Origin of the sequence: Streptomyces sp. NBC_00094, assembly GCF_026343125.1 — a bacterium.
GTDB lineage: Bacteria > Actinomycetota > Actinomycetes > Streptomycetales > Streptomycetaceae > Streptomyces.
Genome location: NZ_JAPEMB010000001.1, coordinates 6,197,413 through 6,214,417, shown reverse-complemented (window position 1 = coordinate 6,214,417; position 17,005 = coordinate 6,197,413). Strand labels below are relative to the sequence as shown.

The 17,005-nt window shown below is 70.9% G+C and carries 8 protein-coding genes; all 8 read right to left on the bottom strand.

The features are described 5' to 3' along the window. Positions 1 to 198: 198 nt before the first annotated feature. Positions 199 to 1,512: a TIGR02679 family protein gene (locus OG580_RS27560; protein ID WP_267046343.1), complete on the bottom strand. Its 1,314-nt coding sequence runs from the start codon at positions 1,510 to 1,512 to the stop codon at positions 199 to 201. After that, positions 1,509 to 5,642, bottom strand: coding sequence for a TIGR02680 family protein (locus OG580_RS27555; RefSeq protein ID WP_323182616.1), 4,134 nt, complete (start codon positions 5,640 to 5,642; stop codon positions 1,509 to 1,511). The genes OG580_RS27560 and OG580_RS27555 overlap by 4 nt, the downstream gene beginning before the upstream one ends. Continuing rightward, positions 5,639 to 6,952 carry a TIGR02678 family protein gene (locus OG580_RS27550; RefSeq protein WP_267046341.1) on the bottom strand — a complete coding sequence of 438 codons (1,314 nt, stop codon included), beginning with the start codon at positions 6,950 to 6,952 and terminating at the stop codon, positions 5,639 to 5,641. Before OG580_RS27550 ends, OG580_RS27555 begins: the two co-directional genes overlap by 4 nt. Then, complete coding sequence (locus OG580_RS27545; RefSeq protein ID WP_267046340.1) at positions 6,949 to 8,505, bottom strand: TIGR02677 family protein; 1,557 nt, start codon at positions 8,503 to 8,505, stop codon at positions 6,949 to 6,951. Before OG580_RS27545 ends, OG580_RS27550 begins: the two co-directional genes overlap by 4 nt. 105 nt (positions 8,506 to 8,610) lie before the next feature. Further along, positions 8,611 to 9,708, bottom strand: coding sequence for an ATP-binding domain-containing protein (locus tag OG580_RS27540; RefSeq protein WP_267046339.1), 1,098 nt, complete (start codon positions 9,706 to 9,708; stop codon positions 8,611 to 8,613). An 8-nt stretch (positions 9,709 to 9,716) separates the two neighbouring features. Next, positions 9,717 to 11,558: a DrmB family protein gene (gene drmB / locus OG580_RS27535; RefSeq protein ID WP_267046338.1), complete on the bottom strand. Its 1,842-nt coding sequence runs from the start codon at positions 11,556 to 11,558 to the stop codon at positions 9,717 to 9,719. Then, the gene (locus tag OG580_RS27530) at positions 11,555 to 14,674 is read right to left on the bottom strand and encodes a helicase-related protein (RefSeq protein WP_267046337.1); all 3,120 of its coding nucleotides are present in this window, start codon (positions 14,672 to 14,674) and stop codon (positions 11,555 to 11,557) included. Before OG580_RS27530 ends, drmB begins: the two co-directional genes overlap by 4 nt. A 63-nt stretch (positions 14,675 to 14,737) precedes the next feature. After that, positions 14,738 to 16,828, bottom strand: coding sequence for an RNA polymerase sigma factor RpoD/SigA (locus OG580_RS27525; protein WP_267046336.1), 2,091 nt, complete (start codon positions 16,826 to 16,828; stop codon positions 14,738 to 14,740). Positions 16,829 to 17,005 lie beyond the last annotated feature (177 nt).

Here is a 17,005-nt window from a genome sequence, read left to right as displayed (position 1 = left end):
AAACAGGTCAAGCAGACGACGGGCTACGAGCCACCAGCTCAGGCGTCCTTCTTCACCGGCTCCAGGATCGCCACGCACTCCACGTGGTGCGTCATCGGAAAGATGTCACGCAAAACAGCAGTCGTCATAGTCGCAGGTCAGCACCGGTATACGGCTCCTCTGAGCGCCCCTTCGGTCGCTTGGAGCGTCAAATGAGCGTCACGAACAGCCAGCGGGGTGCTCCTGGCGAGCCGCAGCAGCGAGATCTTCCAACAGCACATCGGCTACCAGCTCCTCGACCACGGCGATGTCGTGCTCCGCCATGGTTTCGGCCAACTCGGGATCCCACGGTGCTCCGGTGATGCGCCCCGGTCGAGGACCGTGCGCGTTGCGGACGATCGCGGATCGGTAGTCTGCCGCCGTCATGCGCCAGGGGTGCGCCCCTGTTTTCTCCATGACGTATGCGGCAATGCGGATGCCTTCGCCATCGAAGTCACCGTGGTAACGGAGAGCAGCGCCTTGGTCCGCGAGTAGGCGCAGGAGCTGGATAGCTGCGCTATTGGGCCAGCCGGACGTGCAGACAAGCGGTGGGGAGTTGGAGCCGAAGCGACGGAGGGCGAGGGCCAAGATACTGGGGTTCTCCACTACGTGGACGACGAGTGGGGCAGGGGTGGCGGGCAGGGTGAGCTCGCCCGGGCTCCTGACGTGGGCGAGGGTCAGGCTGGCGGCCTGGCCGGCCTCGGTGCACAGGCGGGCCACACGGGCGAGAAGGCCGTCGCCGACAGGGCGCAGTCCGCCGGCGACGACGGTGGCGGACAGCTCGTCGTCGGCGACGCCAGCACGGGACCACAGGGCGCGCCGTTCCGCTGCGGACTGCGGCGGTGCAATGTCGTACAGAGTTGCCAGGGCACGCAGGACGAGGGTGGAGACGGGTGTGCCGTCGTCGAGAGCGTGCGCGTGGCCGTTCAGGACTCGGGCGGCGAAGACTGGCAGGGGTTCGGCCTGGCCGGGTAGCTCGGCGAGTACTTTGAGCGCGTCGATGAGCAGCGCACGGGTGCGTTCCGTCGAACCACCGACCAGTCCTGCGGCTCGACAGGACGCAGCCCAGTCGGCGAGCACCGGCTGCGCACGTACCGTGTCGTGACCAGCCAGCCAGGCCCACAGACCGGCGCGTTCGTCCTCCTGGCGGCGGCGTTCACCGGCTCTGTCGCCGAGTGGGCCGATGAGTTCGGCGACGACTTCTCGTACGGTGCGGCCGGAGACTTCGGTGACGGCCTCCTCCAGGCGGGCCAGGGCGACGGAGGGCCGGGGGTCCGGCAGGCGGTCCAGGCCGAGGAGGTCTGCGAGGGCTTCGCGCTGGGTCTCGTCCAGCAGTCCGAGGCGTACGCGTGTGACGGGGCGGCCGGAGGAGAGACGGTCGTGGACCGTCTGCCAGACGGGATGGAGTTCGGGGCGGAGAAGGGTCGCGTCGCCCGACGCGAGATGCTCCCGAGAGGTCGTCCCGCCGGACACGGGGTGGTCTCGCAAGGTCATCCTTCCTCCATTCCGGTGCCGTTCCAGACGAAGCGCGCGCTGGTGACGGCGTCGTCTCCGTCGGTCAGGAGTTGGTGGACGGCGATGCCGGGCAGTTCCCTGTAGTTTCCCCACTCGTGGTCGGAGGTGATCATGAGGTCCAGGTCGAGTGCGGTGAGCAGGGCGAAGACCTGTCCGCGGTTGACGGTGTCGACGCCGACGAAGACCTCGTCGAGGAGGATCGGGCGGGGGGCCAGGGGCACGTCCTCGTAGTGGGCGGCGACGGCGGCGAACAGGGGCAGGTGCAGTGCGATGGCTTTCTCCCCGCCGGAGAGCGCGCCGTGCAGCCGCTTGGTCAGGGGCTGCCAGCCGCTCCCGTCCGCCCGGTCGAGGCGGACGGTGAAGGTGTGCCAGGCGGTGTAGTCGAGCACCTCGCCGAGGTGCTCCTCCCAGCTCGCGGCCGTGTCGCTGCCCTTGGCCTCCTCGATGCGGGCACGGAAGAAGGCGTGCAGGGCCTCCCGGTCGGACTCGGTGACCCGACCGGGGTCCTTCAGGAGCAGCTGGCGGGCGGTGCGGGTGCTGTCGGGGAGGTCCGGGCGGACGTCCCAGACGAGCTGGACGGCGACGTTGGAGGCGGTACGGACCCGTTCCAGGTGCCCGTTCATGTGCGCGACGAGTTCGCCGGCCCGGCGGATGCGGGCGGCGAGGTGGCGGCGGATGTCACCGGTGAGGATCTGGTCGAAGAGGCGCCGTTCGGCGGTGCTGATGTCGTCGCGGCTGCGGTCGCGCTCCTGGGTGAGCACGGCGAGCAGACCGGTCGCCCCGACGCGGACGCCCTCCAGGGTGGCGGTGAAGAGCTGGACGTCGTCGTCGGGCTCCAGCTCCAGGTCGGCGCGGACGCCGAGGTGGCGGCGGGCCTCGTGGACGGCTTCGGAGAGGCGGGTGGCGGCGTCGCCGAGGTGGCGCGGGGCGTGCGGGACCTGGGGCCACCGTGCCGCCATGGCGCGCGCGGCCTCCAGAGTGGCCTTGGTACCGTCCCCGGCGTCGAGTTCGGGTACGACGCCCGCGTCCTCGGCCAGACCCACCAGGCACAGGTGCCGGAACCGCCGCGCCGCGCCGTCGCGGGCCTCGACTGCCTTCTCCTGCCGGTCGGCGTCCTGGCCACTGGTGGCCCTCAGCTCTCCGATGCGGCCTTCCAGGCCCAGGAGGAGCTCGGCTGCCTGGCGGGCTTCCTTGCCGCAGCGGACCCGTTCGGCACGGGTCTCCGCAACGCGCGCGACGATCTGCCGGTAATCCGCGCCGACCGTCTCCTCCACCGCCTTCATACGTGCCGTCATACCAGCCGCCTTCGCTTCCGCAGCGGCCGCGTCGGCGGCCTGCTTCTCGGCGAGAAGGCGTGACCGGTCCGCCCGTGCGGCCGTCTCCCTAGCCCTTTCAGCGGCCGCGATCGCGTCGATGCAGGCGTCCGTCCAGGTATCGGCGAGGTCGCGGAACCTCTCCACGTCGCGGCCGAGTTCGCGCAGCCGGTCGCGGTCCGTGGGCAGTCCGTGTTCGGCGGCCCTGCGGCTCAGCGTGCGCAGCGCGCCGGCCACGTCACCCTCGCGTGCGGCCAGATGCTCGGTCGCGTCGCGCACGGCGTCGTCCCGGGCGGCCACCTTCTCCTCGGCCCGGTCCCAGTCCCGCCGGCAGGCGTCGAGTTCCCGGTGGTCGGGCCGGGCGGTGCGGTCGTCCGCCAGCCGGGCGGCGCGGACGCCGAGTTCCCGCAGCCGGTCGGCGAGGGTGGCCAGGGAGGCGTCCTTCTCGGCGATCAGCTCGGTCAGTTCGGCGATCTCACGCTGCTTGGCCCGCTGCCGGGCGAGGGCGCCGATATGGGCGGGCTCCGGCTTGCTCCAGGAACCCGTGGCCGGCGCGAGGCGCCAGGCGCCGTCGGAGGAGACTGCCGCAGGGTGCCCGCCGGGCAGGGTGGTGCCATACGCGATGCCGGCGAGGATGCGGGTCACGGTGCCGGCCGGTACGGGGATGTCCTCCTCGGGCCTCAGCACGTCCAGCAGGCTGGAGCCGGGGGCGGTCGTGGCGAGGCCAACCTCGACACGGGTGTCGTGCCCAGGGAGGGTGAGCCCTTCGGATGCGCTCACCCATGCGTCCAGGAGACCCGACGCCTCCAGTGCCGCTTCCACCGCGGCCTGTACGGGGAGCGGGACGTCCTCGTGGAAGGCGATCAGCCGCCACAGCGGCGCGCCCGCCGCAGCCGTACGGACGGTGGTGCGAGTGGGTGGGGCGACGGGCTGGAGATCGGTCTCGCCGCTGAGCTTGCGCCTCCGCGCGTCGAGCAGGTCCCGTTCCTGCTCCAACCCCTGTTGTGCGGTGCGGACTCCGGCCCGCTCCGTGGTGATTTCCTGGTCCAGCGGTCGTGCGACCGTTTCGACCAGCTCGCGCACGTCTGCCTCGACGGCCGCCCTGGCGGCCAGTTCATCGAGGTCGGGGATGCGCAGCTCCGTGCAGTCCCGGGCCCAGGCGAGCAGCCGCTCCGCCTGGGCTGCCAGGGCTTCGTCCCAGGCGGCGGCCGTCGCGTCGCGGTGGGTGATCGCGTCCGCGAGCCGGGTTCGGGCCTCGTCCAGCAGGCCCTCGGCGGTACCCCGGTCGCGTACCGCCCGGTCGTGGGCGTCGATCGCGTCGGTGATGTCGGCGACCCGCTCCCGTCGGGCGGTGACCGCGCCCCGGAGCAGTCGGCGGGCGGCGGTGCCAGGAGCATCGGACCGCCTGCTCCCCGTCCTGACCGGGGTGTTCGCCGTCCCGTTGCCGAGGGACTTCACCTCCCCTTCCGCGTCCAGCATCGTCTTCACCTCGTGGTGAATGGACTCCATGCCTGCGGCCCGGGCCGAGCGGTGTGCCTCGTCCGCGGTCGCGCGGGCGTGCTCGTCGCGCGAGCGGGCGTGGCCCGCGACCTCGTCGGCGTGCTTCCGGTCCTCCTCCGCCTCGGTCTCGGCGGACCGGGCGGCGGTACGCAGCTCCGCGGCGGCCGCGACCTGTTCCTCGGTGCCGCGGCGGAGCCGGTCGAGCTCCTCCCCCTTCTGGTAGGCGTCGCTCTCCCGAAGCCCTTCGATGATCTCGTCCAAGGCGTGCGCCCGTAGTTCCAGCTCCTCTCGCAGGGCCAGGGTCGAGGCGCGCTCCTCGCACGCCTTCTCGTACTCCTCGGCGCTGACGCGGGCGTTCCGGGTGAGGTCGTCCATCTCGGTGGTCGCAGAGATCAGCGCTGCCGCACCGGCCCGCAGGACCCGACGGGCGTAGGCGCGCTGCCGGGAGGCGACGTTCTCGGCGGCCGTCACCTCGGCGTCGAGCCGGTCGAGGTGGTCCCGCTGCCGGTCCAGGCGCTCGAAGCCCTCGGCGAGCTCGGTGATCTCTCCTTCGCCGAGCGGGGGCAGTGCTCGGGACAGCAGGGTGGACAGGAGGGAGGGGTCGAGCCGTTCGGACAGCTTAGGCTGGCGGAGCTGGAGCAAGGCGGAGAGCAGGGACTCGTACCGCTGCTCACCCATGCCCGCGAAGAGTTCGCGCCGCACGGCGGTCCGGTAGTCGGTGGCTGACGGATGCACCTCGCCGCGGTCGCGCAGGGCTTCGGTGAGGGCCGCCTTGGTCAGGGGCTGTCCGGTGTCGTTGACGAGGTGGACCCCGTCGGGGTGGGCGATCCGGGCGGTGGTGGTGAAGTAGTCGGCGTGCGCCGTGGTGGTGTGCACGCTCGCGTGCAGGCGGGCTCCGCAGCCGAACCAGTGCTCAGTGCCGTCGTCTCCGACGCGGCGGAACTCCATCCACACGTACCCCACACGGGTCTTGCCGGAAGCTCCCTGGCCGAGCAGGTTCCAGTGCATCGTGCGCTCCGAACCGCCGAACGTGGAGAGGCGGTTGGGGCGAAGGCTGGCGTCGAAGAGGAAGGGGAGCAGCAGTTCCAGGGCCTTGGACTTGCCAGTGCCGTTCTGACCACGCAGTAGCAGGCGACCCTGGTGGAAGGTGAAGGTCTCGTCGTAATAGCGCCAGACGTTGAGGATGCCCGCGCGATAGGGCTGCCAGCGTCCGCGGCCGGTGTCCGCCTCGTGAACGGGTGACGGTTCGATGGTCTCCTCGGGCCGTCGCTGGAGGGGGAGTTCCGTCACGCTCACTGCTTGTCTCCTTCTCCGGCGCTGCCGGCGGTGGTCACGGCTAGCAGATCGTTCTTCGGGGCTGGGCCGGTGGTCTCCGTCAGGCGGTAGCGGTACGCGGCCGGTCGCGCGACGACGCGGTCTCGGGCCCTGCCTGCCAGGCCGACGTCGAGCAGGATCCGTACGGCGTCGTCGGCAAGGCGGGCCGGGCCTTCCTCCGACTGGTACGCCTTGGCCCAGCCCGGGAAGCGGCGCAGCAGCTCCGCTCCGGCCTCGGCCAGCTGCTCCGGCAGCAGGCCTGCGGGCGTGGCGCAGAGCGGTGCGAGGAGGAGCAACGCGGCGACTCGGGCGGTGGAGGTGTCGTCGGGGAAGCGGACGTCGGTGGCGATGGCGTCCGGGTCGACGAGCAGAAAGCCCTCCGCCCGTTCCTCCAGGAGGAAACCGGCCTGTTCGACTGAGCGGCGCAGGATCTGGCGTCCGGTCAAAGAGGTGACGTAAGAGAGCTCGTCGTCGGCGAGGTCGGCCCGGTAGAGCACGGGGTCGTCGAAGAGGCGGCGCAGCACCGAGTGGCGCAGCCGCAGGTTGCGCTGGGCGTCCGTGGTCGCGGCGGTCTCGATGTGCGTGTCGTCGGCCGTCCCGTCGGTAGATGCGCCTCCGTAGCGGCGCTCCCTGACCAGGTCGGCGAGGAGGTCCTCGAACCGAGCGGGCACCTCCTCCGGGGGCACGGCAAGTCGGGAGGCGCCGACCGGCGCAGCGGGCAGCCGCATGAGCAGCGTGTTGTCCACGCGGTAGAGGACCTTCGCCTCCGCGGAGTCGACGTACGTCTCGGTCGTGCCGTCCACCACACGCAGCACGTCGTACGACTCCAGCAGCTTCAGGACGTCGACGAACGCCATGCGCTCCGGCCGGTGGACCGGGTCGAACCCCGCCAGCGCGCGGTCGGCCGCCATGGCCTGGACGACGCGGTCGGCGAGCATGCCGAGGGTCGTCATCGGCATCGACAACAGCTCTGCGGCGGTCACGCACAACAGGACGTACCGTCGGCGATCGAACGGGGCCCGGCCGGAGCGCGCCCGGCGAGCGGGACGGGAGCCGTCGGGGTTGGCGCGGACCTTGGTGAGGCGGGCGTAACCCCGGCGGGGCTCCACGACCAGATTCCAGCCGCAGGTGTAGTCGAACCAACGAGCCAGCGGGTCACGGCGGCGGCGCACCAGATCGAAACCGGTCGGGTCGGCTGCCTCGGTGAGCAGCGGGCGAGCCAGAAGGAGGCGGATGGCTCGGGCGACTTCCTCCCGTTCGGCGGAGGCCAGTTGGTTGGCAAGGGTGCTCATCCTGCGGCCTCCTGTCCCGTGGCGGCGCGGACTGCCGGGAAGGCGATCGCCCCGCCCAAGGCCGTGACGTGGATGACGTAGTCCGGACCTGCCATCGTCCCCTGCACGGTATGCAGTACGCCGGTGCGCCCGTCGGGAGGCGGCGACAACGCCACCTCCACCCGGCCGTCGCCGGTCGTGGCCCGTCGTCGGCCACCCGCGTCCGGCCGGGCGGCCAGCGCCCGGCCCAGCAGGTCGAGGAGACGGTCGAAGGCCGCGGGGTCGAGGGTGCTGAAGGAGGAGAGCCGTACGGGGCCGTCCGTCTCCAGCGCCTGCCAGGCGCGCGCCAGCTCCGCCCGTTCCGCCCGGGCCCGCTCGGCGCGTGCCGCCCTGATCGCCGCAACGTCCCGCACGGTGGCCGTACGAGTGAAGCGTTCGGTCCGTCCGCTGGTCCTCAGCAGGGCCGACACCTGTACCGGCGGCGCCTCGGACCAGGAGTGGGACGAGGGGATCAGCTCCGGGTCCGGGTGGGCGAGGTGGGCATGGCGGGCCGGGCCGAGGCCGAAGGCGGCCGACCACAGCCGGTGCAGGTCCTCCTCGTCGGGAGCCGCAGCGAACCAGCGCGCGAGCTCCCGGAAGTCCTGTACAGCGCTGGAGGGGCGGCGCCGGGACTCGTTGATCCGCTCCAGCACCTGCAGGAGGGAGACGATGGCGCGCCGGGCGATGTCGTGCAGCTGCTCGATCCGAGGGCGCGCCCCGTCGTCCGGCAGGAACCAGGCCCTCAGCCCCGCCCAGCGCGCCCGCCGGCTCTCCAGCCAGCCGGCCGCCGGGTCCTCTCCCGGGGCCGGAGGCAGCTCGGCACCGCGCAGGGCCCGCTCACGCAGCACCGCGATGCCCCCCTCCTCCACGCGGGCCACTGCGGCGGCCACCGTCTCGCCGCGCCGGTCGAGATTGACCAGGAACTCCTGGAGATACGCGACGGTGGCGGCCTTCACCTCACGGAACACGTCCAAATCCACTCCTTCGGCGCGAAGGAGCCTCTGCAACTGGCCGTTGAAGGCCTTGGTGTTCTCCACCAGGCCCTCCAGATGGCCCTCCAGCTCCCGCAGGGTGCTGAAGATCCGCCGGTCGGCCGCGGAAGGTTCGCCGGACAACACGGTCAGCTCGTCGAGCCGGTCGGCGATCGCCTCCAGCACCGCGGTCTGCAGCGCTCCTGTGGAGGCCAGCACCTCCAGGGCGTGTCGCACCCCGGCGAGCGCGGCCTCCCCCCGGCGGGTCAGCGAGTAGTGCAGGTTGCGCCGCTCGTACTCCTCGGCCGTGCGGTAGTTCTGGGCGTGGTTGTGGACCACGTCGAGGAGTTCCCACTTCACCAGCCGTTTCAGCGTCTCGTGCAGTTCCTCGTCCTCGAGGTCCGAGACCCAGCCCACCGCACGCAGCCGCTCCCGTACGCCGTCGAGCCCGAGCGCGGTCTCCAGGTGCTCGCCGGCCACCCCGAAGGCCTCGAGCACAGCCCCGTTCAGGTCAGCCATCTCCCCCGTGGTGAACCGGAACATCTCCGGCGGAACCCTGCGCATGCTTGTACGTCCCCTCCTCCACCGCCACTCCTGCGGCACTTCGGTCCCCACGGTAGGGGCCGCTATGGGTCTTGAGGTCGGGTCCCGGAACTCCGGAACCCGACCTCATCCTCGGGCCAGAATGCGGGGCGGGATGCCCTTCAGCAGCTCCGGTTCACTGTCGCCCGCATAGGCGAAATGAAGTTCATGCCGAGCTCGAGTGGCCATCACGTAGTACGCCATGCGGAGGGATGCGGAGGTGGGGTCCACCGCTGCGTCCGCCTCCGAGTCCGGCACCACGACCGTGTCGAACTGAAGCCCCTTCGCACTGGACCGGTGAACGATGACAACGCCCGGACGCGACAGGTCGAGCGTCCGATACCGGCCTCCGGTCGCTTGCGACGCATACATCTGTGCCCGGAGTCGCGGGGCTTTCTGTTCCAGCCGCGTGAGCAGTTCGAACTGCGCCTGAGTGGAGTGCACCACCACTCCGATGCTCCGGTCGGGCCGGCTCGCAACAAGACCAAGCAGCAGATCGCTGACCGCCGCCAGGTTCGACAGTGCGTGCAGCCGGGGCAGGGGGCCTTCGCGGCCCGGTAGTTCGGGCGGCCGGGGGCCGGGGTGGAACCGGGCCGCGAGTTCGGCCGTCTGCCGGGTGTTGCGGTAATTGCCGTGGAGATCATGGACGGCACATCGGCCCAGGCCTCCGGCGATCTCCGCGAGGGTGGAGTTTGACGTGGTGAGCCGCTGGCACTCGTCGGCGAAGACCGTCGTACGACTGCCGAGAATCCGGCACAGTCGGTAGAAGGCAGGCGGCAGGTCCTGCCCTTCGTCCACCACCAGTGTCAGCGGCTTTGCAAGATCGATGGGTTCGGCGAGCGCGGCCCGTTCATAGAAAGCCGGCCAGTCGTACCAGCCGTCGTCGCCGCGCGGGGCGTCCCCGCCGTACCACCCTGCGAGCCAGGAGTGGGCGGTCGCCACGGTGACGTCCGCACGATCGGAGCACAGCTCCGACACCAGCCGTCTCAACGACTGCCGCAGAAGATTGGAGCGGGTCAGCAGCACGGCTGGGGTGCCGGTGAGAGCGAGCATCACGACACGCTGCGCGGCCAGCACGCTCTTCCCGCTGCCCGGGGGCCCATCGACCACGTGATTGCCGTCGAACGGCAGCGCGTCGAGCAGTTCGCGCTGAGCAGGGGTGAGGTCGAGGTAGGTAAGTGTCATCGTCGGCGTCATTCCTGGGCGGCGGCAGCACGGGCCGCGGCCACAATCGGCTCGAAGAAGCCGGGTACACCACTTCCTCCGACGACCAATGCCCGGTCCAGCAGGGTGTTGCCGGTCTCGCAGCTGGTCTCCGGGAGCAATGCGCAAGCGTGGCAGGCGGCCCGGTTGAGGTTGCCGAAACCCTGCCCGGTGTGTTCCGAACACAGGGGGTCCGCCGAGCACCATGCGGCGGCCTCGGCCATCCGTAGCAGTGTCTCCGCGAACCGTGGCGGTTCACCCTGCTGGACGAGGCCTCCGAGGGTGCCCTCGGCGTCGCCCGCCGCGGTGTAGACAAGGATGCCGTACTGATCGTGCTCGGGCCGGGCGTAAACGCGCTCGCGCAAGCTGGCCGTGGTGTATCCGGATTCGAACGACAGTTGGCGCACGAGGAGGTGGCCAAGGGTGTGCAGCAGCACGAAGCGCGGTGCAAGAGCCGGTCCGGTCAGCATCTGAAGGCGGTCGCTCTGGAAGGACCGGTCAAGATCCGCCCGGAGACCAGCCACCCGGGACCGGACGGCGTCCTGCCGCTCCCAGGCCGTCAGTGCGGCGGGGTCCAGGGTGAGCAGGATGCCTTCGCCAAAGACTTCGACGGCGGGCAGCCAGCGCAACCTGCGGGATGTGTCGGCCGGGACGATGGCGGCGTCCGGTGACACACGGCTGAAGCCGGACAGGGCACGCACCTCCCTGAGCCGGTCGGCAAGGACGACGCGGCCCATCCGTCGGTGCAGGCCGGCCCAGGGTTCCGTGGTCTCACCGCCGAGGCCGAGTCCGGAGCCACGTACCGAGAAGTCGCGTGTCACCGGCGGTTCGGCGGCCGTCAGCGCCGCCCATTCCTCGCGGCGCAGATCGGTTCCGGCGGCTGACGCCGTGGAGACACCGGATGCGGGGTGGGCCGGCGTGCCTGTGCCCGTCTCCTCGGAGAGGAGGGCGTCCAACAGGGCATCATCAGCTCCCGTGTCCTCTTTGATCATCTCCCGAAGGATCTCCGCGCGGGGCGTTCCGGTGGCCTTGCACAAGGGCACCCAGTAGTCGCTGTCGCGGACCCGGCCGGCGAGTTCGTCTCCGTACGCGGCCGGCAGGTCCGCCTCGGGGAGAGAAAGCGCCGAATGGACAACCGGGTAGTACAGATTGCCCGCAGTACGCTGCACGACCTGGACCGGCTTCGCGCAGTCGACGGCTTCGGAAACCCTCTGCCACGGGTTTCTGCCGGAGCACCGCATGCCATGGGTACCGAGGATGTCCAGCAGGTCCCGGCGCGCCCCGCAGCCGGGTGCCGCGCACGAGACGGACAGCGCCTCCAGGCCCGTGGCCCGCTCCGACACCCGGAACCGCAGTTGTTCACGCGAGCCGCAGGACTGGCGTCGGGCCGCGTCGAGCCGGGCGTGTGCCCAGAACCACCAGTCGACGTCACCCAGGTGTCCCGCGGCGCAGATCTGGACGAAACGCATGGGTGACAGCCTGCGCTTCGGCCAGCACGAGGGGCAGCTCGGCGGCTCTCCCGGCTTCTCGTCGGCGATGCGCCGGCGCACCATACGCCGGCAGGAGCCGCAGAACAGCCAGGCCGGAAAGCGGATGTAGGGTGCGCCGGGCGCGTCCGCCCGGTCGAATCGATCGTTGAGCGTGGCGGGCGCCGCGAAGAACCCGCTCACGCCGAGTCGTGCGGCCAGGCGGGGGGACGTCACGGGCTGGCGGAGACGCGGCCAGTCGCCGATGCCGGTCGCGACGAAGGACTCGCCCTGGATGTCGAAGACCGCACCCACTCCGAACGGCAGTACGGTCTGAGCCTGGCGGACTCGAAGCTTGCGGTTCACTGGTCGGCTCCCTTGACCGTCACCTGGCACTCGCGGTCGACGCTGCGCATGGAGTGGAGGGTCTCCCAGAGGCCTCCGTGCTGTTCGAAGTTCTTCAGCAGGTTGTGCTGCCCCTTGCCCTGGCTGCGGTAGTACAGCTCCTTGCCCTCCTGCCTGGCGTCCCGCGCGGCTTCCTCCCACGCGGCGAGCAGCTCGGCCAGTTCGGTACGGACGGCGTGCGCGGCGCGCCGGTCGCTCGCGCCGGCCTTCCGTGCCAGCAGCTCGGCCAGCTCCCTGGCCTCACCGATGCGTTCCGGCAATTCACCCGCCTGGTTCTCTGCGCTCAGGCCGAGTCGGTGCCGTACGAGAATGACGAGCGCGGCGTGCAGCGCGCGGCGGCGCGAGGGAAGGGACCAGGGAGTGACGCTGGTGGGTTCCACGTGCCGGTAGAGAGCACGGTGGTAGGGGTCGAAGGCCTCGTAGTGCGAGCGGTCCCTGGGGCGGGTCGCGTTGAAGAACGCGACGACGAGCCCGGGCACACTGTGCCGGCCGACTCGGCTGGTGGCCTGGATGTACTCGGCGGTGGTCTTGGGCTGCCCCTGCATCAGCATGAGCGCGAGCCGTTTGACGTCCACACCGACCGACAGCATGTTGGTGCAGGGCAGGAAGGAAACGGCCTCCGGGTGGGTCCAGGGCTTCTCGAGCCGGTCCAGCAGCACCGGTTGCTCGGCCCGGGCCAGGTTGCTGGTGAGTTCCTGCACCTGGTGGTCGGCGAGGCCCCGGCTGCCCGATCCGGCCCGCAGTCCGGCCAGTTGGGCCGGGATGTCGTCTGCGGCCGCCGTGACGGTACGGCCGAGCTCCCGCAGGCTGTGGTGATAGGCGACGAGCGTCCAGTAGGCGTCGCGGTGTTCTTCGGGCAGTTCCCAGGCGCCCTGGAGCATCGCGGCGGCGGTGGCGACCGCGGCCCGGCCGGCGGTGTGGCCCTGGGCCATGACGCCGATGTAGAGGCGACCGGGGCGCGAGGTGTCGGGTTCGGCGAAGTAGGAGTGGCGGGCGTCAAGACCGGCCGGCGGGAACAGCTGCACCTCGGAGCCGTACAGGGCACGTACCTGTTCCCCGGACCGGCGGATCGTGGCCGTGGACGCGACCACTTTGGGGCCGGTCCCATCGGCCGTGGCGCACAGGCCGAGAATGGCCGACTCGTACAGGCCTACGGTGGTGCCGAGCGGCCCGGTCAGCAGGTGCAGCTCGTCCTGGATGACGAGTGACGGCGGCAGACTGCCGGTACCCGTCCCGAACAGACGTCCGGCGCGGGGTTCCCAGGCGAGCCGGGCGAATTTGTCGACGGTGCCGAGCACGAAGGTCGGAGGCCTGTCGTAGAGCTGCTGGTCGACGACGGCAACGGGCAGCTCGTCGTGGAAGGTGCACGCGTCGCGGGGGCAGAAGAATGCGAAGGAGTCGGCGGCGGCCCGAATGCCGTAGTCGGCGTGATCGGCGGAGCGGTGTGCCTGGAGGATGCGGGTTCCGCACCAGGGGCAGCGGTCGAGGATGAAGACGTCTTCGGGGCGGGCCGCTGAGCGGACGTCGCGTGCGGCTGTCACCGCGGCTTCGTACGAGTTGGGCGAGGTCGCCTCGCCGACCCACAGTCCGATCGAGAACGGTTCGTCGCCGTAACGGCCGGGATCGGCGCGGCGCAGTGTCTCCAGGGCGCACACGGTCGTGGCGGCGCGCTGGAACTGCTGGGTGGTCAGCAGACTGAGGGTGTAGCGGCTGAGTACGGCGGTGCCGCCGCCCTTCGGGTCGCGTCGCCGCAGCACCATCACGAAGGCGGCGAGCAGGAGGTACGCCTCCGTCTTGCCACCGCCGGTGGGGAACCAGATGAGATCGGTCATGGACCGGTCGAGGTGGCGCGGGTCCGCGACGCCGTCCAGGGTCAGCAGGAAGAAGGCCAGCTGGAACGGACGCCAGGTGGCGGCCGGGTCGGGCGCGGGCTCAAGGTGTACGGGGTCATGGCGGGAGCGCCGCTCGCCCGCCTGGTCGGGCGCCGAGTGCCGCATCTGGAGGGCCATGGCGAGGTTCGCGGCGCGGAACGCCTCCAGCAGCTCGGGACGCGCCGGGTCGCAGAGCGTGCGTACTCCGGATTCCATACGAGTGACGACGGTGCCGATGCGTTCCAGTACGCGGTCGGCTGCCGGCCGTCCCCAGACGGGCACCTCGATGCCGCACTGGTCCTCGTACCAGCGGCGGTAGTCGGCCGTGAAGTCCGTCAGATTCCGCCGCACCTGAGCGACGGGCAGGTCGGGGTCGGCGAGGTACAGCACGTTGAGGACGGGGGTGCCGATGAGTCCGGCGGGCCGGGTCGCGGGTACCTCGGCCGTCGGCAACACGACGGCGCGCAGTCCTGCCACCGCCTCGCCGTCGCGCTGCTCCTCGACGGCGCAGCCGTGACCGACCGCGTAGGTGCGGACGTGGCGGTACTGAAGCCGCAGCTCCTGTTCCTCAAGGTCGCGGCTGGCGAGCCGGACGCTCGGATACCGCAGCACCCGCCCTTCGCGGGGCCGTACGCCGAGCTCGACCTGGAACAGCATGCGGTCCCACTGCGCGGCGCGTCCGAGCGCCGGTTCGATGCGGGCGCTGTTCACGAGGGCGATGGTGACCAGCTGCCCCGCGCCGAGGGGTCGGCGGCGCAGCCGCAGCTCGGCCCGCCCGTCGAGAACGGACACCACGTCCCGATCGGGGCCGACGTGGTGCGTCTCCGGCGGCATCGGAACACGCTGCCAGCGGCGCCCCTCGTCTCCTTGGGCTCGCAGGGTGCGGTAGTGGGCACCGCCGCAGTCGATCTCGACGGTCTCGGTGTCCGTGTAGAAGCTGAGGCCGAGGGAGGAGGGCAGCCAGGCGTTGGACTCCGGCACCGGGTCCTCCGCGGGGTCGGTGTCGGCGGCGGCTCCTTCGGTTCCGAGGCCGTCCGTGTCCTCGGCGGCCAGCGTCAGCTGGCGTTGCAGGTCGGCGTCCTGGGGATAGAGCGTGCCCATGAGGTACCGGCGGTCGGGCGGCGAGTCGAGGATCTCGTCCTCGCCGTGGACGGGGCCGACGAGCTGGCGGTTCAGGTAGTCGACGAGTTCTTGCCTCGGGTCCATGTGGTTCCTCGGGAGGAGTACGGCGGGCGGGCCTGTTGAAGGAGGTGCAGATGAGCTGTGGCGTCACCAGCCGCTCGGCGGCCGGCGTCCGGGGTCTCCTGCGAGGGCTTCGAGCCGCTTCTGCAGCTCCGCGAGCCGCAGGTGAGTGTCACGCTCGATGGCTTCGGTCTCGGCGATCCGCTGGGCTGCCCATCGTTCGACGGCCTCGACCTGGGCGGCCGCCTCGGCTTCCGTTGCCTGGAGCGCGGCCTCCCGCCGAGCGAGGGCGTACTCCGCCCCGCGTAACCGCTCCTCCAAGGCACTGATCCGGGCCACATAGGCGGCCAGGCGATCATCGGCCTCCTTCCGCAGCGAGCGCTCCTGACGGCGCAGGGCCCTGTCGACACGCTTGAGCAGGATCGACTCCAGCTCATCGAGCTGCCGCTCGTGTTCCTCGTCCACTGCTGGGACTCGCTCCCGTCCGCCTGGTTCGCACGACGCCTCGGATACGTCCGGCGGCGCGCCGATCGCGTCCTCGCCCGAGGGCGATTCCGCCGCCGGACCGAGGGCGGTCTCCTCGAAGAGCGACGACTGTGCCGGCACCACCACCTCAGGCACATGGGGTGTGCGCGGGGCGGGTACGACGGCGCTCGTCCCACGCCGGACGATCCGGCGGGCCGGGGCCTTGCGCCTGCGGGGTTTCGGGTCCGGCGGCTCAGCGTGCCCTGGGCCGAACCCGCTCTCCCGCAGCATCTCGCGCAGCACTCCGAACGCCTTCTTCTCCAGCTGCCGGATGCGTTCGCGGGTGACGCCGAACTCCTTGCCGAGCTCGTCCAGCGTCGACGTCTCGCCGCCGTCGAACCCGGTACGGCGCAGCAGGATCCGTGCCTCCCGCTGCCCGAAGCGGGCCAGCAGCGACATCAGGTACGCGCGGTTCGCTGCCTCCATCGCCAGGTGTTCCGCAGAGGGCAGCGGGCGATCGAGCGCGACGAGGTCGCCCAGGTGCACGCCGTCTCCGATCACCCGGTCCAGCGATGTGGTCCGCTGGCTGACCCGCCGGATCTCCTCCACACGGCTTACCGTCAGATCGCAGGCCACGGCGACGTCCGCGGCCCGCCACGGGCGCCCCTCAGCTTCCAGCTTCCGCTCTGCCACGGCGACCTTTCTGATCTGCTCGTGGAGGTGCACCGGGATGCGGATGACCGCCCCCTTGTCCGCGATGGCCCGGCTGATCGACTGTCGAATCCACCAGGTGGCATACGTGGAGAACTTGTAGCCCCTGGCGGGGTCGAACCTCAGCGCCGCTTTCATGACCCCGATGGCTCCTTGTTGGAACAGGTCCTCGTAGTCGAGGCCCTGCCCGCCGTGGCGCTGAGCGATGCTGTGCGCGAGACCCTGGTTGTGGACGACGAGGCAGTCGCGCGCCCTGACGCGGATGCCTGTGGTCGGCAACGCGGCGATCTCCTCGTCGGTGGGCCGTTCCCCGATCCGACCCGCCCCTCCCCGTACCAGGACGGCGAGGCCCACTTCCTCTTCTGCGGTGAGCCTGCGCTTCTCGGGGCGCCGGTTGAAGCGGTCCTCGTTCAGCACCACGTGGGCCGCGTGAACCGCACGTGCGACGTCGACCGGAGGTGACGTAGTTCCGTCGGGGGCCGAGTCGGATTCCTCCCATTCGACAAGTTCAGGTTCGGCGTCGTACTCGTACTCGGTCTCTGGCTCCGGGGAGGGGACCACGGCTGAGTCCGGCATCGCGGGCCGGGTCGATCCGGCCACGCTCAGGAGCTCGCGTGTCTCGACCGGCGTCAGTCCGGCAAGGCGGGCCACGCCTTCCACGGTCTCCTCGCGCACCCGGCCCCACTCGTCCGCGTATCTGCCGAGCAGGGCATGGGCGGTGCTGATCCGAGCTGTCGGCACCGCGCGTACAACCTTTTCCGCGTCGCGCTCGTCGTGGTCTGCATGCTCCGCTTCCCGTCGGACGTGCAATCCCAGGAGCGCCAGCTCGTCCTGCAGACGCTCCCGCTCGGCCTGTGTCAGACCAAGGTGTCCGACGTGGTCGTGGAACACGCTCTCGGAGAGGACGCCGCCCACGGCCGCGGCTGCGAGTTCGGCGTAGAGCGCGCGAAGCGCGTTCCGGAGTCCGGCCGCGTCCTGCTCGCGCCGAGGTTCTTCCCCCACCGCCACCCCTCCCTCACCCGTTGCGAAACAACCCTAGAGGCAATGCGTTGACAATGTCAACGCGTTAACGGTTGAACAGAAGAGGGTTAGATGTGTACCTTCCCGGAAGGTGGAGAGCCGTACGAGGGCATGCCTAGCCTCTGCGACCATGACAGTGGGGCATCGTGCGAAAGAGAG